This is a genomic window from Psychrobacter sp. P11F6 (assembly GCF_001435295.1).
In the GTDB taxonomy this organism is placed as follows: domain Bacteria; phylum Pseudomonadota; class Gammaproteobacteria; order Pseudomonadales; family Moraxellaceae; genus Psychrobacter.
The window spans coordinates 3,450,916-3,470,205 of the sequence record NZ_CM003594.1 but is presented as its reverse complement, the minus strand read 5'-3'; the positions used below and the strand labels follow the sequence as shown (position 1 = coordinate 3,470,205).

General features: G+C 42.3%; 15 protein-coding genes. 14 read left to right on the top strand and 1 reads right to left on the bottom strand.

Annotation, left to right across the window (positions count from 1 at the left end; all coding sequences use genetic code 11):
- Positions 1-551 precede the first annotated feature (551 nt).
- From rpmH to AK822_RS14325, 8 genes are all read left to right on the top strand, one after another.
- Positions 552-686, top strand: a complete 135-nt coding sequence (gene rpmH, locus AK822_RS14360) for a 50S ribosomal protein L34 (protein WP_007394757.1) — start codon at positions 552-554, stop codon at positions 684-686.
- A gap of 200 nt (positions 687-886) precedes the next feature.
- Entirely contained in the window at positions 887-1,258 is a 372-nt protein-coding gene (gene rnpA / locus AK822_RS14355; RefSeq protein ID WP_060492113.1) for a ribonuclease P protein component, read from the top strand.
- Position 1,259: 1 nt separating this feature from the next.
- Positions 1,260-1,637, top strand: coding sequence for a membrane protein insertion efficiency factor YidD (yidD, locus tag AK822_RS14350; RefSeq protein ID WP_060492112.1), 378 nt, complete (start codon positions 1,260-1,262; stop codon positions 1,635-1,637).
- A gap of 211 nt (positions 1,638-1,848) precedes the next feature.
- The gene (gene yidC, locus AK822_RS14345; protein ID WP_060492111.1) at positions 1,849-3,546 is read left to right on the top strand and encodes a membrane protein insertase YidC; all 1,698 of its coding nucleotides are present in this window, start codon (positions 1,849-1,851) and stop codon (positions 3,544-3,546) included.
- Between the two features lie 192 nt (positions 3,547-3,738).
- On the top strand, positions 3,739-5,184 hold the full coding sequence (gene mnmE, locus AK822_RS14340) for a tRNA uridine-5-carboxymethylaminomethyl(34) synthesis GTPase MnmE (RefSeq protein WP_060492110.1): 1,446 nt from the start codon (positions 3,739-3,741) through the stop codon (positions 5,182-5,184).
- A 122-nt stretch (positions 5,185-5,306) separates the two neighbouring features.
- A complete protein-coding gene (gene nrdR / locus AK822_RS14335; protein ID WP_045453932.1) occupies positions 5,307-5,765 on the top strand; it encodes a transcriptional regulator NrdR in 459 nt (152 codons plus the stop codon).
- 99 nt (positions 5,766-5,864) lie between these two features.
- On the top strand, positions 5,865-6,920 hold the full coding sequence (gene ribD, locus AK822_RS14330) for a bifunctional diaminohydroxyphosphoribosylaminopyrimidine deaminase/5-amino-6-(5-phosphoribosylamino)uracil reductase RibD (protein WP_060492109.1): 1,056 nt from the start codon (positions 5,865-5,867) through the stop codon (positions 6,918-6,920).
- A 421-nt stretch (positions 6,921-7,341) separates the two neighbouring features.
- Positions 7,342-8,016, top strand: coding sequence for a riboflavin synthase (locus AK822_RS14325; RefSeq protein WP_060492108.1), 675 nt, complete (start codon positions 7,342-7,344; stop codon positions 8,014-8,016).
- Between the two features lie 50 nt (positions 8,017-8,066).
- Here AK822_RS14325 and AK822_RS14320 read toward each other — a convergent pair whose 3' ends face one another.
- Entirely contained in the window at positions 8,067-10,898 is a 2,832-nt protein-coding gene (locus AK822_RS14320) for a response regulator (RefSeq protein ID WP_060492107.1), read from the bottom strand.
- Positions 10,899-11,259: 361 nt separating this feature from the next.
- Between AK822_RS14320 and fmt the strand changes: the two genes are divergently transcribed.
- The 6 genes from fmt (at position 11,260) to AK822_RS14290 (ending at position 19,219) form a co-directional block, all read left to right on the top strand.
- Positions 11,260-12,300: a methionyl-tRNA formyltransferase gene (gene fmt / locus AK822_RS14315; RefSeq protein ID WP_372885928.1), complete on the top strand. Its 1,041-nt coding sequence runs from the start codon at positions 11,260-11,262 to the stop codon at positions 12,298-12,300.
- Positions 12,301-12,419: 119 nt separating this feature from the next.
- A complete protein-coding gene (locus AK822_RS14310; protein ID WP_060492105.1) occupies positions 12,420-13,988 on the top strand; it encodes a transcription antitermination factor NusB in 1,569 nt (522 codons plus the stop codon).
- Positions 13,989-14,029: 41 nt separating this feature from the next.
- The gene (gene thrC, locus AK822_RS14305; RefSeq protein ID WP_060492104.1) at positions 14,030-15,451 is read left to right on the top strand and encodes a threonine synthase; all 1,422 of its coding nucleotides are present in this window, start codon (positions 14,030-14,032) and stop codon (positions 15,449-15,451) included.
- Between the two features lie 372 nt (positions 15,452-15,823).
- Positions 15,824-16,933 (top strand): LysM peptidoglycan-binding domain-containing protein, encoded by a 1,110-nt coding sequence (locus AK822_RS14300; RefSeq protein ID WP_228139040.1) that lies wholly within the window; start codon positions 15,824-15,826, stop codon positions 16,931-16,933.
- Positions 16,934-17,009: 76 nt separating this feature from the next.
- Positions 17,010-18,245 (top strand): DNA-processing protein DprA, encoded by a 1,236-nt coding sequence (dprA, locus tag AK822_RS14295; RefSeq protein ID WP_087945733.1) that lies wholly within the window; start codon positions 17,010-17,012, stop codon positions 18,243-18,245.
- Positions 18,246-18,589: 344 nt separating this feature from the next.
- A complete protein-coding gene (locus tag AK822_RS14290; protein WP_060492102.1) occupies positions 18,590-19,219 on the top strand; it encodes an L-threonylcarbamoyladenylate synthase in 630 nt (209 codons plus the stop codon).
- The last annotated feature ends 71 nt before the right edge of the window (positions 19,220-19,290 follow it).

Here is a 19,290-nt window from a genome sequence, read left to right as displayed (position 1 = left end):
ATTTTCCGCAATTATTTCCGTTGGAAACCATATTGGAAGTTACGTTGATAAACTATACGAAGCCACATATTAAGTAGGGGCTAATCTAACACAAATACCCTGTGGATAAAACCTTGTTTTTTGGGGATAAGGCTGTGGATACTTTTGTGTATAACTTTGAAAGGTGAGTTATCCATATTTAGCCCACAGGTTATCCACAGGTTTACCCATAGTACAATACATTGATAATAAAAAGGAAAACTTACTTAGCCACAGATAACCGAGCTCCCAATAACAACAATACTTATATATATTAATAGTTAATTATTATAGAGTTCGACAAAAACTGTGGATAACTTTTGGAAATCCATCACTGAATTAATTAACTGAGTCGTTATTTTTGAGTTATGAATATGAAATTTACACACGATGAATCATTTAAAATGATATTTCCTCTGTCAAAATATCTGTCTGCATCGACATAGATTAAATTAGTTCATTGACCGAGATTCTATGCGGTGGTATAATCCTCCGTTATTACGAATTTAGTCCATTATTTTGATAGGTGAGTTATGAAACGTACATTCCAACCAAGCGTGATCAAGCGTAAACGTACTCACGGTTTCCGTGCTCGTATGGCAACTAAAAAAGGCCGTCAGGTCTTAGCTCGTCGCCGCGCTAAAGGACGTCATCGTCTTACTGTATAATCAGTAGATTGCGATAAGCATGGCTTATAGTGCTTGTTGTGTTTCTATTATTTATAGATTGCGATAGTCAATCACCACAACTGACACTTAGCCATATATTAAAAGCGCCCACATCGGCGCTTTTTTTGTCTCTGTACTTTGTTGTTATTTCTGCGCTATTATTTCCGCTACCGTTATTCGCTCTTATACTAGGTTGTGCTATGTCCAATACTGTTTCAGCGGCAGCTAATGCCCGCTTCACCAAAGAGCAGCGTTTGCTCACGCCTGCGGCCTTCCGTGAGGTTTTTGATGCACCTGAGCGTAAGCTTCATCAGAGCCATCTAATGGCATTTGTGCGTACCAATGATCAGGATAAGCCACGAGTCGGCATGGCTATTACCAAGCGTAAAGTTCCTACGGCTGTCGCGCGAAATTTAATCAAGCGTCAAATACGTGAGCATTTTCGTGTAAAGGCTCATTCTTTAGAAAATAAAGATATTGTTTTTATTGTTAAAAAATCTATAAAAGATATAGATAATAAAGAATTGAAGAATCAAATAATTAACATTATTAAAAAAGTAGAAAAAAAATAAAATGAATTTTTTATTTATTAATTTAAATAATATTCTTTATAAAATTATTTATTATTTTATTGTTTTTTATCAAAAGTTAATAAGTCCACTATTACCTGCTCGTTGCCGCTATTACCCTACGTGCTCGAATTATGGTAAACAAGCTTTGGCATGGCATGGAGTCCGAGCAGGCAGTTGGTTATTATTAAAACGTATTAGCAGTTGTCATCCTTTGGGTGGACACGGCATTGATTTTGTGCCGCTACCGTTATCTTCTTATCATTATCAATATGTACCTTTTAACGCACTAGCTACTAGTGTCAAAGTTCAAGGTTTATATGTTTTTAGAGATAATAAAAGCTATGTGTCTCGCTTAAACCATATGATGAAAATAACGTAACGTTCATCATAGACTGCGAAGTTGTGGATATCTATTTAGTTACCCACAAGTTATCCACACTCTTGGTATCATTTAAGGCAGATTTTTAGTAAAATGATGCACATTTTATGTAAATGACTAGCAATACTGTTGTCACATATGATGATAATTGTACGGTCATGACACATGCCCTAATTTTTCATTCCCTAATTTTTTAATCTAGGAAAGGTTTATGCAAAAGATATTTCGGGTGATGATCATCATTGCGATGTTAATCACCGCTTATCTGCTGATTTTGGCATGGCGAGATGATTATGCCGATGCGCCAGCTGTAGATGCGGTGTCAGAAACCACTACTTCAGTAGGTGCTGATATCCCTTCGACAACTGGTGCCGCAGGTGATATTCCGGTACAGACGTTGCCTGTTGATAACAATACAGTCGCTAATGATGCTGTGACGGCAACGCCTGCTAAAGACACGGGATTAATCACGGTCACTACCGATCGCTATGATATAAAGATCAACCCAGAAGGCGGCGATATTGTTTATGCTGCTCTTAAGCAGTATGACGCAACGCTCGATAGCGATAAGCCTTTCGTATTGCTAGAGAATAATAGTAATCGCGTGTATGTGGCTCAGTCTGGTCTTATTGGTCCTAACGGTATTGATACTGCGGAAGGTCGTGCCAAATACAACCATACTGCTAATAATTACGTCATGGAAGCAGGGCAACAGACGCTGTCAGTACCGCTTACTTATAAAAAAGATGGCGTGACCGTTACTAAGACATTTACCTTTACTGAAAATAAATATCCGATTGATATTAGCTATCAAATACAAAATGCTTCTACACAACCGTGGCAAGGTCAGCTATTTGCCCAGTTGAAACGTGATGACAGTAAAGATCCAGGTATGTCTGATAAAGGTGCGCTTAGTATGGCGACTTATTTAGGCGGTGCTTGGGGTACCCCTGATGATCCCTATAATAAGCTCAAATTTAAAGACTTTAATGATGGTGAGCTAGCTGTTAGTAGCGATAAAGGTTGGGTTGGTGTTGTGCAGCATTATTTTGTATCAGCATGGATACCTGAAAACTTTACCGCTACTTTCTTTAGCCGTGAAACAGGCGATGATTACTTCATTGGTTTCAACAGTCAACCCGTCAATGTCGCGCCAAATAAACAAGTGACATTAGATGCCACGTTATACGCTGGTCCTAAAGTACAATCTGAGCTAAAAGATGTGGCAGTAGGCCTTAATAAAACAGTTGATTATGGGTTGTTATGGCCAATATCGAAGATTTTATTTGCCATCTTGGACGGTATTCATAAAGTCATCGGTAACTGGGGTTGGTCAATCATTGTATTGACGATTTTAGTTAAAATTGCTCTGATGTGGTTCTCTAATAAGAGCTATTATTCGATGGCGAAGATGCGTGCGATTGCGCCAAGATTAGCCGCACTTAAAGAAGAGCATGGCGACGATCGTATGAAGATGTCGCAAGAAATGATGGCTATTTATAAAGAAGAAAAAGTCAATCCAATGGCAGGTTGTTTGCCTATTTTGATGCAAATGCCTATCTTCTTAGCGCTATATTGGGTGTTGGTTGAGAGTGTTGAGCTGCGTCATGCACCTTGGATTTTATGGATTCAAGATTTATCGGCGATGGATCCTTGGTTTATTTTACCATTGCTGATGGGTGCCTCGATGTTTGTACAGCAGCAGCTAAACCCGCAGCCAGCTGATCCGATGCAAGCGAAAGTGATGAAGTTCTTACCAATCATTTTTACTGCTTTCATGCTGTTTTTCCCAGCGGGTCTCGTACTATACTGGACAGTCAACAACTTGTTCAGTATGACTCAGCAATATATTGTCAATAAAAAAGTCGAAGAAGAGCAAAAGCGTCGTACTGTGAAAGTATTGGACTAAGTAGCTCATCAATTGATAAAAGACCATCGCTACGGCGGTGGTTTTTTTATGCGTGACATTTCTATTATCCCTCACTGAACTGAAATAAAATAAGCGCAAAGCATGGCTATTTAAAGTTTGCTTTGTCAGTCTGTGTCCAGCCGTCTATAATGGAGTTTTTAGCTATTGAGAGTAATTGTGGATTCCCTAGAAATGGCGTCAAACGTACCCAAAGCATCTGAACCACCTAAAGCATCTGGCTTGGCCACGATTGCTGCCATTGCTACACCGCTTGGAAGAGGTGGCGTTGGTGTTATACGTCTGTCAGGTGCGCGTGCTTATGACATTGCCTGTACACTAACGGGTAAGTCTGCTTTTACGCCACGTATGGCCAGTTTTTGTCGTTTTTATCAGGCTGATGGTACAGTCGTTGATGAAGGGTTAGTGCTGTACTTTAAAGGCCCGCATTCGTTCACAGGGGAAGATGTGATTGAGCTGCAAGGGCATGGTGGTATGATTCTACAAAACCAACTGTTAGCAAGGGTATTTGAGCTGGGCGCAAAACAAGCGGGTGCTGGGGAATTCTCTTATCGTGCTTTTGATAATGATAAATTGGATTTGGTACAAGCAGAGGCTATCGCTGATGCCATTGATGCGACCAGTGCTGCCGCTGCGAGTAGTGCCATTCGCTCGCTTAGTGGTGAGTTTTCAAAGAAGATTAATCAGCTATTAGAGCAGCTTATTCATCTGCGTTTGCATGTTGAAGCGGCGATTGATTTCCCTGACGAAGAAGACGTGGATTTTTTATCAGACGGTGTTATACAAAGTAAACTTGAGCAAACGCAAGACAAGATACAGCAAGTATTGGCGACTGCCAAGCAAGGTCAGCTCCTACGTGATGGTATTCATGTGGTCTTAGCAGGGAGACCAAATGCGGGTAAATCAAGCTTGCTGAATCGTCTGGCAGGGCAAGAACGTGCTATCGTTACTGACGTTGCTGGAACAACGCGCGATACGCTACAAGAAACCGTCGTGCTGAATGGTTTGACGCTGCATTTGACCGATACGGCAGGTCTGCGCGAGACTGAAGACACGGTAGAACGTATTGGGATTGAACGAGCACGTACCGCCATTACACAGGCTGATATGCTAATGATGGTCTACGATGTGACTCGTGATCTTGAAGAAGAAAGTACACCGCTACAGCTTGCAGAACAATTATTTGGTGAGTTACCAGAGGCCAAACGCTTATTGATTATTGCTAATAAGAGTGATTTGTTAAGTGACTTACTAGATGATAGTAGCAGTCAAATACCCTCTGTCTCGCAAATCGCAATAAAAGAACGTGGTTATGAACAAGTTAATGTTTCATGTGAAACAGGTGCTGGTATCGATAATCTGGTCGAAGCCTTGTGTGCTAAGGTCGGTTTTCATCCACCAGAAAACAGCCTAATTGCTCGCACACGTCATATAGATGCACTTAGACGCACAGCCGACTCTTTAGCAGAGGCGCATGAGCAGTTAACGGTCTTTCAAGCAGGAGAGTTAGTCGCTGAAAGCTTACGCCAAGCTCAGAACAGTTTGGGTGAGATTACGGGAGCGTTTAGTGCGGATGACTTGTTGGGCAAAATCTTTGGTAGTTTCTGTATTGGAAAATAATCAGCCGATTTTTTTGAATTGCCTGATACAGCTCGTTAATTCTCAGAAATTTCGGTCTTATCATTCGGTCTTATAAATAGTGACTGTGATTCTTGCGCTTAATATTGAAATAAGGAAACGCTATGCATTGCCCGTATTGTAACGCGTCAGAGACGAAAGTTATTGATTCGCGTCTGGCGGCAGAAGGTGCGCAAGTCCGTCGTCGCCGCTCATGCAATAGCTGCCAAGAGCGTTTCACTACTTTTGAGATGGTAGAAGTAGTCATGCCAAGAATCATCAAGTCAAGCGGTAAAATTGAGCCTTATGATAACGAAAAACTGCGTCGTTCTATCTTATTACCTCTACAAAAGCGCCCTATCACGATTGATGAACAAGAAGCGATGATCAGTCGTATTGAGAAGCGTGTTAGACAGATGGGTGAGCGCGAAATTAGTAGTAAGGTGTTGGGTGAGATTATCATGAGTGAGCTTAAAACGTTAGATGATGTTGCTTATGTACGCTTTGCTAGTGTTTACCGCGACTTTCAAGATATTGATGCTTTCCATCAAGAGATTGCCAATATTCGTCCAAATGATAAGTAAATTGATGACTACAATCGAATCTTACCTATTTACTTTTTGGCTCAAAATGCTTGTTTTCTTAGATAGAATTTCCTGTCATTATTAATGAAGTTTACTTTTATGCCAGCCTCAAACCATATTCAGAATGCGCAAGACCGCTACTTTATGATGCTTGCGATCGAACAAGCCAAACAGGGTTTATATACCACCAGACCTAATCCAGCGGTAGGCTGTGTTATCGTGCAAGCAGAAGCGATCGTCGGTCAAGGGTTTCATCCGAAAGCTGGTCAGCCTCATGCAGAAGTATTTGCGCTAAAAGAAGCGGGTGCGAGGGCTTTAGGTGCAACCGCCTATGTGACTTTAGAGCCTTGTAGTCATACGGGGCGTACGCCACCTTGTGCTTTGGGCCTTATTGATGCCGGTGTGAAACGTGTCGTAATCGCAGGGCTTGATCCCAATCCACAAGTGGCAGGACGTGGTGTGAAACTGTTAGAGCAGGCTGGAATTCAAGTGACAGTCGGTATATTAACCGAGCAAGCAGAAGCTTTAAATCGTGGGTTTTTAAAGGCAATGCGCACCCAGATGCCTTATGTACGACTGAAAATTGCCACCAGCCTTGACGGTCGTACCGCGATGGCATCTGGGGAGTCAAAATGGATTACCTCAGCGTCTGCCCGCGAAGATGTGCAGAAGCTACGTGCACAAAGTGGCGCGATTATTACCGGTAGCGAAACGGTTATCGCGGATAATCCACAGCTTAATGTACGTTCCAACCAATTAGCTGTGCCACCTGAACAAGTTCCTGCTCCTAAGGTTGTCGTACTCGATAGGCGTCAGCGCTTAGAACACAGCTTACAGTCTGACTATCAATTATGCCGTCGACCGGATACGATTTATTGGCGCGAAGATAACTTGACTGAATTACTAAAAAAATTAGTCAGTGATCATCAATGTTATGACGTATTGGTAGAGGCAGGGGCTAGTGTTACTGGTGGCTTCTTAAGCCAACAATTGGTAGATGAGTTGATTGTTTATCAGGCGCCTTGTTTGTTAGGCGCGCAAGCAAGACCGATGGTCGATTTTAACCCATTGTCTCTAGCTCAGCAGTTGCGTTTTAATATTTATAGCCATGAAACATTAAGTCCTGACCTTAAACTGATTTTATTACCGCTATAACTGGTTATTTATAAACAGATTATCCACAGTTTAGGCTAAATTTTTGCTAAGTGTGGATAAGCAGCCAGTGTCGTACAAGGTTCCACATGAAACTGTGTATAACTTTGTTTCACATGAAACAGAAAACTAGATCTTTTATAAAAAATTCGATATTAATCCAATGTAATCAGTAGCTTAGGTTTTATTGCTAATCTTTCTTGATATTAGTCAACATCTTGTTTTCTGTGGATAACTTGACGAAAATGAGTGTTTTAATACGTTATGAGTTGATTTATGAGGACTTATCCACAATCTATCCCATCATAGACTTAATTAAGCTCAAGTTGCACTAAGAAAACTGGCTTAGACAAATGCTGCCACAATATTAATAGATCAAGATATATTGTCTATAAAGACAACATCATAATGAAATGAGGTCGATATGTTTACTGGAATTATAGAGAGTGTTGGAAAGGTTAAGTCCATGCAGCCTACGGGCGGTGATATACGTTTGACGATAGAATCTGATGGTTTGGACTTTAGTGATGTGAAGCTAGGAGATTCTATTGCCTCCAATGGTATCTGCTTAACCGTTGTAGACCTAGGTAGTAATCATTACTCGGTCGATGTCTCACGTGAAACTATTGCTCGTACCGCATTAGAAACTTTAAAAGCTGGTCACACGGTGAATTTAGAGAAAGCGATGCTACCAACCACGCGTTTTGGTGGTCATATCGTCGCGGGTCACGTCGATGGCGTCGGCGTGGTCAGCAAGCTGCAACAAGATGCGCGCTCTATCTATATCGAAATCGAGATACCACAAGAGCTGGCGCACTATACAGCGACTAAAGGCTCCATCACGGTTGATGGTATTAGTCTGACGACCAACCTTGTACGAGACAATATTGTCTCTTTAAATATCATTCCGCATACCGCACAAGTGACCAATATCGCTAAGCATTGGCTGGTTGGAAATAAAGTCAATATCGAAGTGGATATCGTCGCGCGCTATTTAGAACGTTTGTTAAATAAGTCGCAAACCAGTGGTATGAATACGCCAAGTCCGCAAAGCCAAATTACAGAAGCATTTTTAGCAGATAATGGTTTTATGAAATAGCTGATTTATGAAGTAATGGTTTAAACCTAAAAAGTAGGTTTTACAGGTTGTCATGATTTTATGAAGCTCTGTAAAACCGACTCTAGCTCTTTTTTATTGATCGGTTTGGCTAAAAATTCATCCATTCCTACTTCTATACAAGCGTCGCGATCTTCTTTGGTATTGTTCGCAGTCAGCGCCACAATCGCAATTTTATCGCCTTGCGCACGAATCGCTTGGGTAGCCTGAAGCCCATCCATGACAGGCATGCGACAGTCCATCAAAATGAGTGAGATATCTTGACGCTGTTGTTGTAGCATATCTAACGCTTGCTGACCATCTTCTGCGACCACACTGCGATAACCAAGTTTACTCAATATCTTGCACGTTATTTTCTGATTGGTTGGACTGTCTTCTACTACCAAGATAAGTGGCAATACATTCTCGTTGGCAGCTTTATCTGCTTCGTTTGCTAGCTGCTTACACTCTTCTTTTATCTCTATGGTTTGAACTAGCTTCTGTCTCGCTGGTAAGGTTAAGCGCAGTAATTCAGAGAGCAATAAAGTCGCATCTAATGGTTTGCTCAAAAATCCTTCATATTTATCTAATAATATAGAGGGAATACGGCGCTCAGGTTTCATACTAAGTAGTATCTTTGGTAGCGACGGATTATCGAGTAGGGTATTTAATGCTTGTTGTCTATCATCATTCCCTATCGCCTGATTAGCGGAAGCAATAGACAGGGTTTCATAATATTCGTAATCTAATAGCAAGATAGGGGCGAGTCTTTGCTCGTCTTGCGCCAGTTTTTCGTTTAATTGTTGTAGATCTAATTTATCTATAGAGGTATAGATAGTAGCTGGCATCGATAAATATGCGCAAAAATCGCGCAGATGTTTGGCACGTAGTGGTTGTTTAATCACTGCTATTAGATGGATATGAGTCAAATGCTGACTATGATGATAAATAGGCTGATAATTTGGACGTCTGCAAGGCAGATAAAGATTCAGACTGCTGCCTTCAGTCATCGTGCTTTTTATTTCAATAAAACCACCCAATAATCGCGCAAAACTATTGACGTTATTTAGTCCTAGGCCTTGCCCAGTCGTATTCTTTTGCATGTAATTAACGTTTCGATGGGTGTTTTGTTTGCTGCTTTTATTAAGCTGAACCAACAGTTGATGTTGCTTCGCTATATCGATGCCCATACCGCTGTCTTTTATGCTAAAACGAATCCAGTCATGTGAGGCATGATTGTGATTGTCTTTATTGATTTGATTGTTTTTAATCAGTGTAAGGTCTTTATTAATATTTACTAAGCTTCGGTTTTTTGTTGCTAATAGCTCTGCATTACTGACTGTTTCGATGGTCAGTGATACATAGCCAGAAGTGGTAAATTTCACTGCATTATCTAATAAGTCGTACAAGATTTGCTGTAGGCGCTGATGGTCTGTATCAATACAACGCGGACTGTCAGGTGCAAAAAAATACAGCAGCTCAAGTCCTTGCTGCCTTATCCTTTCTATAAATGACTGACTGACCTGTTGCCCCAGTCTATAAATATCAACAGGCTCAATGCTTAGGCGGGTTTTTCTTACCGCTATCTCCTCGATGTCTAGCACATCATTAAGCGTCGTGAGCATACTTTGACTGCTTTTAATTAAGGATATTAAAATGTCATTCTGCGCAGCAGTCAAGGTCTCAGGATCAATCGGTTCTAGCGTGTCAATCATTGCTTCTAACGGCAGGCGCAAATCATGACCCATCGTCGATTTAATCGTATTAAATTCATCAGTTTGGCGTTGTAGCCGTTGATTTTGTTGCTGTAATTGCCCTATTTGACTGGCAAATTCATTAACATTATTCAGCAGTACGGTAAAGCCGTGAACCTGACCATGTTCACCAAACCATGGCGTAACGTGCAATTGGTAAGTCTGTTCATTTTCTAACCCATAGACTGTTAAGGTACGAGTGACGCGTAGGTTGGATAACGTTTGCAGCAATCGTTGCGTGGATTCATCTTTACCCGCGATAAAATCTGTCAGTTCATAGTTGCTATCGCTTTGCGGTAAAGACATGAATATTTGTTCAAAGCGTTTATTGAAAAAGCTGATTTGACCATGACGCATGATCATCAGCATCGGTAAAGGGGATTGATCAACCAAACGTTCAAGACGATGTGTTAGGGTTTTAATGCGGCGATAGTCATTATGCAGCTGGTAGCTGACACGGCTCAGCGCATGGCCTAAACGCAAAAACTCAGGCGTAGATTTTTTTTGCAAAAAAGGCGGCGGACTATAGGCTTCTTTTGCGTGGCTACTTAGGTTGTCCGTATAAATCAGCAGCTGTTCCCAATTGGTGCGACGATTGAGCATATACAGCAAAGCGATAATAAACAGCATGATCGCTGCCATCAATGGTAACCAGTAGCGATAAGATATCCAGTCAATGATCAGCGGCTTATGGCGCAATATAATATAAAGCTGATGACCACTTTTGAGTTTAATGGTGCCGGTTAAGTTGCGATTATTGAGCGTGTAAGCACTATGACTGCCGTTATTAGAAGGGGATGAGCTAATGATAGGAAACGTAACGTTAGCAAAAGCACGCTCATTGGGCTGAGTATGGCGATGGATATAAGTCTGCCCAGAGGGCATCATAAAAACCAGCTGATAGCTTATGTCTTCAAATACGGGTTTTTCTAAAATCCTTTTAATGTCAGGGTTTAGAAGATCATCACGTTCAGTAACTTCATACTGCAATGTATGGAAAGTATCGATACTGTGTTGTTCACTGTGTTTTTTTATCTCGTGAAACAGCGCAAAATAATAGATAGACAACATGACCAGCAAGGTCAGTGCATAAAATATGAGTAAGCGCTGTAAGGACTGAAACTGTTGCATGAAAGCGTGGTCCTATATCGACACAAGAAACATAGTGAGTAAGTCATCAGTTTGGCACAGTAGCTGGTTTATTCAAGCCGTTCTGTCTTTTACGGTTGTACAGCTATTATCTAGAAAAAAATGGTGAATGGCAGTGGAATATCGCTCAATCACGCATTGTTTTGTAAATAAACTCATCAATAAGAGCGCCCTGCTTGCTTTCTATTATAAAGATAAACCGTATCATTGGTAACGCTCGATTACCGTTATTACAACCATGGCACAACATCGCAAACTCACCTATAATGAGTCAATCAACCCTATATAATGCCTGTTTATGACTACAATTGCTTCTGCCTCCGATTTATCCATGCCATCTACGATGAAAGATTGCTCATCTAGTAAGTGCTTAAGAGTTGCTTTTGCTGGCACTCCTGAGTTTGCCGCCGTTAGTCTTGAGGCGCTTATCAGCCAGCAAGAAGCGTTGAATATAGACATCGTCGCTGTGTATACGCAACCTGATCGCAAGGCAGGACGGGGTCAAAAATTATCAGCCTCTGCAGTAAAGCAAGTCGCATTGGCGCATGATATTGCCGTTGAGCAGCCTCTCACCTTTAAAAAATCTAGTAGTGAAGGGTTGATCGCACGTGAGACTCTGCGTAGTTATCAGCCAGATGTGATGATTGTCGCGGCTTATGGCTTGATATTGCCGATTGGTGTATTGACCACACCGACTTATGGTTGCCTCAATATTCATGCGTCCTTATTACCACGCTGGCGCGGTGCAGCGCCTATTCACCGCGCGTTATTGGCGGGTGATAGCGAGACTGGTATTACCATTATGCAGATGGATAAGGGCTTAGATACAGGTGATATGATCTACAAAATCAGCGCTCCTATTAAGGCTGATGATACGGCTGCTAGCCTCCATGATAAAATGGCTGAGCTTGGTGCGACGGCGATTATTACCGTGCTAAAGGACTTGCCACATTATCAAGCACAGGCTGTACCTCAAGATGACAGTCAAGCCAATTACGCTGAAAAACTGGTCAAAACCGAAGGCGAAATCAACTGGACACAATCAGCGACTATTATCGAACGACAAATTCGCGGTTTGACGCCATGGCCAGGTGCATATACTTTTTTGGCAGGGCAGCGTGTCAAGATTTTAGCCAGCTTACCTGTGAATCCGTCTCAGCAAACCAATCAGCCTGCTGGTACGGTTATCAGCGTTGGACGCAAAGCGATATTGGTAGCTTGTGGTCATGACAGTAATATTGATAATGGCCTCGAAAAACCGCAAGCCAGCACTTTAGCCATTACCGAATTACAGTTTGCTGGTGGTAAACCAATGACAGCCGAGCAAATCTGCCATGGTAACCAATTAAATGATGGTGACCAGTTCACAGTAGACTCAAAATAATTGCTCCTAAATCAGTTTAATACCGCTTAACCTTATTTATTTTTATATTCGTCATTTAATACCAAATAATCCAACTTTTATCAGACGCTAACTATTAGGCGTCAAGGAAATTCAATTTAATGAGAAGCACTGCGCCAAGAAACAATAAGCTCAAACCGTCAAGCAACCTTATCATGAATGGTAGCGTCCGCGTCCGCGTCATTCGCACTTTACTGGCGATTCAGAATGGTCAGTCGCTAGCAAGCGTCCTTGATCCGCTATTAAACAGTTTGCATGACGGTGATAAAGGGTTTGCTCATGCGTTATTGCTAACGACGTTGCGCCAATGGTATGCCCTTGAGCGTCTACTCGATAGTCTGGCTGATAACTCGATTGATGAAAAAGAAGTACGTACGACTATTCAAGTGGGTTTGACGCAGCTGCTCTATTTACAAGTGGCTGATCATGCGGCGATTCACGAGACGGTCGAAGCAGCAAAAGAGATTGAGTTTGCGCACGCGACGGGTTTAATCAATGCCATCTTGCGTAAAGTCGCTAAGAACCCAAGCAAGTTCCGTAAGAAGTGTGATAAAAAACACAGCTTGCCTAATTGGCTTGCCTATCAGCTTAAGCAAGATTGGAGTGAGCAGTATGACGATCTGATGCAAGGATTACGTCAACCTGCACCGATGTTTTTACGCGTGAATACAGCGGTTACCTCGGTAGAGGATTATCAGCAAGCCTTGGTGGAATTTGAAGTTGAAGCAGATTTGGTTGAGCTAACGAGTGGTTTTAATTTACCCAGCTCATCGGATACAGCCACATCTAATAGCGTATTAACCAAAGGATTAAGATTACATCAAAGCACTGCAGTTAATGCCTTACCGCAATTCGCTGAAGGAGCGGCTAGTGTACAAGATATGCATGCTCAGCTTGCCGCGCCGCTTATTCATAACGCTTTAATTAATAAGCTGAGTGTTAAAAACGACGATGCAGACGGCGATATAGACACCAATAACAACGAGATCCGCATTTTAGATGCTTGTGCAGCGCCGGGTGGTAAGCTTGCTCATTGGTTAGAATTAATCAGCTCAAATGAGTCTTCGTTGTTTCACGTGAAACAAGACGATGCTGAAACGTCGCCTGTGATTTCGAAAGTTAAGATTACTGCGATAGATAATGAGGCGCCACGTATCGAGCGTATTCATACTAATTTACAGCGCTTAAACCTAAGTCAGCACGACTTGCAGCAAGCTGAGAAAAATATTGAGCTCAATATTGTCTGTGCTGATGCAACGACATGGCAAGGCGCTGGTAAGAAAAAGAGCAAACTCGTATTTGACGCTATATTATTAGATTCACCTTGTACGGCGACTGGCGTAATCCGCCGTCATCCTGACATCAGTATTTTGCGTACTGAAGAAGACGTTGAGCAAACGGCACTCTTACAAGCGGATATCTTGCACAATCTATGGCCACAACTTAAAGTTGGCGGTTATCTGTTGTATGTCACTTGCTCTATCCTAAAGCAAGAGAACGTCGAGCAGATGCAAGATTTCATGACTCACTATAATAATGTAGTAGCCGTTGAATTTAGCGACGATTGCAATTGGGGTATCGAACAAGCAATCGGTCGCCAGTGCTTACCAATAGATAGCGAGAGCGGCGATGGCTTTTATTATGCCTTGCTGCAAAAAACTGCTGAATAAACCGTTTTAACTAATAATCTCATTATAGACAGGACAATCTAATGAAATATATCAGTACCCGTGGTCAGACAGCGCCGATGGATTTTAGTGATGTGTTATTAATGGGTCTTGCCCCAGACGGTGGATTGATGCTGCCTGAGCACTATCCGAATATTGATAGTGCGACGCTTACTGAGTGGCGCGCGCTGAGCTATCCACAGCTGGCGCTGGCGATTATGCAGCGCTTTGCCACCGATATTCCTACCGCTGATTTGCAAGATATCATTGAGCGCACTTACACTGCTGAGGTATTTGGCTCTGATGAGATTGTTCCTGTCCGCAAACTTGAAGATAACTTATACATTTTAGGCTTGTCGAACGGTCCGACGTTAGCGTTTAAAGATGTTGCCATGCAGTTTTTGGGTAATGCTTTCGAATATGTACTAAAGAAGAAAGACGCGCGCATCACCATTATTGGTGCGACCAGTGGTGATACAGGCAGTGCAGCAGAATATGCCCTGCGTGGTAAAGAAAACATCGAAGTCTTTATGCTGTCACCGCACGGCAAAATGAGCGAATTTCAGCGCGCGCAGATGTATAGCCTGACCGATGATAATATCCATAATATCACCATCGAAGGCATGTTTGATGATTGCCAAGATATCGTTAAAGCGCTACAACAGGATGCTAAGTTTAAAGCGGCTTATAACTTAGGGACAGTCAATTCTATCAATTGGGGTCGTATCCTAGCGCAAATCGTTTATTATTTTAAAGCCTATTTTGCCGTGACTTCAAGTAATGACGAAAAAGTTAGTTTTAGCGTGCCATCAGGCAACTTTGGTAATATTTGTGCCGGTCATATAGCACGAGAGATGGGTCTGCCGATTGAGCGTTTAATCGTCGCAACTAACGAAAACGATGTACTCAACGACTTCTTTAATCAAGGTGCTTATCAGCCGCGTCCGACTGAAAAGACTTATGTGACTTCAAGCCCTTCAATGGATATCTCAAAAGCCTCTAACTTTGAGCGTTTTGTTTATCTCTTATTAGATAAAGACAGCGCCCGCGTTCATGAGTTATTTGAAGGGGTGAAATCTGGTCAAGGTTTTGATTTGTCTGACCTAATGGAGGCGGTTAACACACGCTACGGTTTTGCTGCGGGTAAATCTACTCATGCCGACCGTCTCGACACTATCAAAACACTTTATGAGCAGCATGGAGAGTTGGTTGATCCGCATACCGCTGATGGTATCAAAGTTGCCAAAGAGCTACAGCGCGAAGGTGAGGTGATTGTTTGTGCCGAAACCGCACTGCCAGTGAAATTTGCCGATACGATCATCGAAGCTATTGGATCGATAGAAATCGCACGCCCAGCCCATACCGAAGGCTTGGAGAGCTTACCGCAGCATGTGGTGGTGCTTGATAACAGCGCTGAGCTGGTCGCTGAGCAAATTCGTCAGCATGTGATACCAAATCCAGCATAAATCAGAGTGGATTTTAATACTTATTTTCATGAGGAACTCTATAAATTTCAATGACGAACTATAGAAATAATATTCATATAAAAGTTACGCCATTGTAATAAAGTGTTTATGATTGTGTTATGGTAGATATAATTGTAATATTAGAAACAGCGTCGGCGACTCATCATTTTGCTAGACGCTTTTTTAGTAATCATACCAGCCAATTACACTGAACAGCTGCCCTATAAGCGTCATGATAATCGTACGATTAAGTCCTTTTACGACCCTTATTGCTTGTCACTATTTTAATGACAGTCAAAGATTAAGGTTAAGTAATAGATCTAAATGATACTAATTGTGGCGACAACAGCGGTACATATTGTGGATATAACAATGAAGATGAGCTTAAAAAAGACAGCAAAAGCACTGGCAAAAGGATTATTAGTTACGACATTTAGTAGTGCCATGTTGATGACCACAGCCCACGCTAACAATCCACCACCAGCCATCAAAGCGGATGCGCCCAATCGCTATATCGTTAAAAAAGGCGATACGTTGTGGGATATTTCAGGCCGTTATTTAGACAGTCCGTGGCGCTGGAAAGAGATATGGGCAACCAATAAGCAAATCAAAAACCCCAATCTTATTTATCCTAACGACATCCTTATCTTATGTGTGATTCAAGGTAAAACCTTGATTGGTGTTGATACTGGCGAAGGTTGTGCCGGGGTTGAAAAACAATTAACGGGTAACGTGGTATCTAGCACAGTCTCAGTCACTTCAACTGCCAATAGTATTCCACCGCTTCCGTGGTCTGCTATTCAACACTGGTTAGATAAGACAGTCATCGTTAATCCACAAGATTTTAATACCACGCCTTATATATTGGCCTCTAAAAAAGGCAACTTAATTACCGCCAGTGGCGATAAAGTGTATGCCAAAGGTGTGCCACTGATCGTCGGTCAGCGTTATGGTATCTACCGTGAAGGAGAACTATATGTTGAGCCAAAAACCCAAGAAGTTATCGGTTTAGAGGTCACGCAAGTTGCGACGGGTTTGGTTACTTCGACAGAAACCAACGGCGTCAGCAGTTTGCAGCTCACCGACAGTTACGACAAAGAAGTACGTGAAGGTGATCGCGTATTCGTTGAGTTGAATAACTCTATTCCACCTGTGTTTTATCCAGCCCCTGCAATTGTCAGTCGTGGTGGCATGATTGTCCGAGTCATGGACTCAATCAGCTCAGCGGCGAAGGGTAGTGTCGTTGCTATCAACTTAGGTAGTACCCATGGTGCTAAGCCTGGTGATGTATTGACTGTCTATCAAAAAGGGGCTTTGATCCGCGATACCAAAGACAATGACACGCCAGTACGCTTACCAAATGAGCCAAGCGGTATGGTCATGGTATTCAATACTTTCGATAATATTAGCTATGCTTATGTGCTTGATTCAGAGCTACCATTAAATGTCGGCGACCAGCTGTTGCCACCGCCATATCTATAAATGAGTACACTATAAGTGAGAACATGCTCATTTTTGGACGGGATATACTAACTTAGCCTATACGAGCTAGATGATTATGATGGCAGTTACTTCTTCTTTATCAGATGAGCAGCGCGCAGTACTGGCGCTGTGGACTGAGGTGAATGCATCATTATCTGCTTATCATAAGCTCATTAATTCTTTTGGCACAGCAGAGCTTGCTTGGTACGCCAAAGTAGATGCTTGGCGGCAATTGGGTATTCATCATAGCCATCTTGCCCGTCATGAACAGCCAGAGCAAACGCAAGCCAGTATCGATAAAATTCAGCAAGCGCTCATCGAAGGGCGCTATGGTCTGCTATTTGCTGACCAGCCTGATTATCCCGTACAGCTCTCGCAAATCTATGACCCACCGCCTTTATTATTTTACCGAGGTAATAAAGCACGTTTGCGTCAAGCGCAAATCGCGATCGTCGGTAGCCGAAAACCCACTGCCCATGCCCAAAAAATCACCTTTGATATCGCACAATATTTGGCGCAAGCTGGTTATATCATCACCAGCGGTCTTGCCATGGGTGTTGATAAGCGAGCACATCTAGGCGCTTTAGCACAGGCAGACGCTGAATATCAAGGTCGAACGATTGGGGTAATGGGTACGGGTATTGAGGTCAATTATCCCAATCATCATGATAAATTGTTTGCCCAAATAATTGAGCAAGGCGGCTGTATTATTAGTGAGTTGTTGCCGCATACAATGCCACATAAGCATACGTTTCCACGGCGTAATCGTTTGGTCGCTGGATTGAGCTTAGCAACGATTGTGACAGAGGCAACCATTCAGAGTGGTTCGTTGATTACCGCGCGTTTAACCTCGGAACAGGGTAAGCAAGTTTTTGCCATTCCAAGTCATATTGATAATAGCAATGCTGAAGGTTGTCATCACTTAATACGCGAAGGCGCGACCTTAATTTATCATCCACAGCAAGTGCTAGAGGATATCAATAGTCAGTTGCCATATAACAGTCACTCATTTCAATCAAATGTCTTATCTACATTGAGTCGCAGTCAGACAGAAAACCCTTCAGAAAACGTTAGCAGTTCTACTGCAGATACTGGCAAGCTAGCATCATCCAATATCAAACCTTCTCCCAGCGCTATCGTCGTACCAGAGCATTTGATGCTTGTGTATGAGCAGCTTGATTGGCACGGGCAGGATTTAGATGCGCTGATTATCGCTACCAAACTTGCCACACCGCAGTTGATTGGACAGTTAATGGAGCTTGAATTATTAGGCATCATTAGTGTGCAAGGTGGACGGTATTTGCGCGTCTAAAATCGTACTTTCTATCGCTTTAGGCTTTTCCCTTATCTACTGCCAAGTGATTGACTACAGTACAATCTAGGGCGTGTCATCAATTAGATTGTGAGGCTTAAAATGAGAAAAATTGTAGATAAACAAGGAAGCAATTGCCGTTAATATGAACATATTGACAAAATTGCTGACGATGTTTAGCAAAATTTAGCCACTTTAAGACCACTAAACGTACTAATGTGCTAATTGATGACACGACCTAGGTAGCTGCTAATAAGGTCGCTTTAAACTTCGCTGCCCTAATTTTTCTTAGTCTTATGTTATGATGAGTGCTTAAATTTCTACCTTTTTGAAGCCTTTAAGCCATGGAAAAATCCACATCTTTTACTACTGATTCTGTCACTCAAGCTGCCAAATGGCTTAAAGAAGGACAGCTACTTGCTTATCCCACCGAAAGCGTTTGGGGTATCGGTTGTGACGCTTATGACGAAGCAGCCGTTCAACGTATTTTATCCATTAAACAGCGTCCACAAGCCAAAGGTATGATCGTCATTACTGACAGCGCTGAGCGTTTAATGCCGTTACTAGAGCCTTTAGAAGAAGGTCAGCGCCAACAAATCATCAAGAGTTGGCAGGCAGATACTGACAGTATAGCCCTACAAGGTAAGCAAGCCCATACATGGCTACTGCCTATCCCTCAGACACTTGAAAAGACTATCCCTCCTTGGATCACAGGGCAGCATCAAACAGTGGCGGTTAGAGTTATTGCGCATCCTATGATTCGTCAATTGTGTCAACAACTGGTCGACGTTCAAAACCCATTTGGGCTATTGGTTTCCACAAGCTGTAATCCATCAGGGCAACCGCCTGCTATGACTTTCACTGATGCCTATGGATATTTTGGCGAGCAAATCAGCTACTTGCAAGCTGAAACATTAGGCTATACTTTACCGAGCCAAATTCGTGACGCAACCACGGGTTTAGTGATTCGTTAGCGCATAACCTTCAACCAAACGATGAATATTACTTCTTAATTTCACTGTTGACAGAAATAAAAGAATAGCGC

Bases quoted from the DNA above. Each gene is read 5' to 3' on its own strand.
- rpmH (WP_007394757.1), top strand. From the start codon at position 552: ATGAAACGTACATTCCAACCAAGCGTGATCAAGCGTAAACGTACTCAC.
- rnpA (WP_060492113.1), top strand. From the start codon at position 887: ATGTCCAATACTGTTTCAGCGGCAGCTAATGCCCGCTTCACCAAAGAG.
- yidD (WP_060492112.1), top strand. From the start codon at position 1,260: ATGAATTTTTTATTTATTAATTTAAATAATATTCTTTATAAAATTATT.
- yidC (WP_060492111.1), top strand. From the start codon at position 1,849: ATGCAAAAGATATTTCGGGTGATGATCATCATTGCGATGTTAATCACC.
- mnmE (WP_060492110.1), top strand. From the start codon at position 3,739: ATGGCGTCAAACGTACCCAAAGCATCTGAACCACCTAAAGCATCTGGC.
- nrdR (WP_045453932.1), top strand. From the start codon at position 5,307: ATGCATTGCCCGTATTGTAACGCGTCAGAGACGAAAGTTATTGATTCG.
- ribD (WP_060492109.1), top strand. From the start codon at position 5,865: ATGCCAGCCTCAAACCATATTCAGAATGCGCAAGACCGCTACTTTATG.
- AK822_RS14325 (WP_060492108.1), top strand. From the start codon at position 7,342: ATGTTTACTGGAATTATAGAGAGTGTTGGAAAGGTTAAGTCCATGCAG.
- AK822_RS14320 (WP_060492107.1), bottom strand. From the start codon at position 10,898: ATGCAACAGTTTCAGTCCTTACAGCGCTTACTCATATTTTATGCACTG.
- fmt (WP_372885928.1), top strand. From the start codon at position 11,260: ATGAAAGATTGCTCATCTAGTAAGTGCTTAAGAGTTGCTTTTGCTGGC.
- AK822_RS14310 (WP_060492105.1), top strand. From the start codon at position 12,420: ATGAGAAGCACTGCGCCAAGAAACAATAAGCTCAAACCGTCAAGCAAC.
- thrC (WP_060492104.1), top strand. From the start codon at position 14,030: ATGAAATATATCAGTACCCGTGGTCAGACAGCGCCGATGGATTTTAGT.
- AK822_RS14300 (WP_228139040.1), top strand. From the start codon at position 15,824: ATGAAGATGAGCTTAAAAAAGACAGCAAAAGCACTGGCAAAAGGATTA.
- dprA (WP_087945733.1), top strand. From the start codon at position 17,010: ATGATGGCAGTTACTTCTTCTTTATCAGATGAGCAGCGCGCAGTACTG.
- AK822_RS14290 (WP_060492102.1), top strand. From the start codon at position 18,590: ATGGAAAAATCCACATCTTTTACTACTGATTCTGTCACTCAAGCTGCC.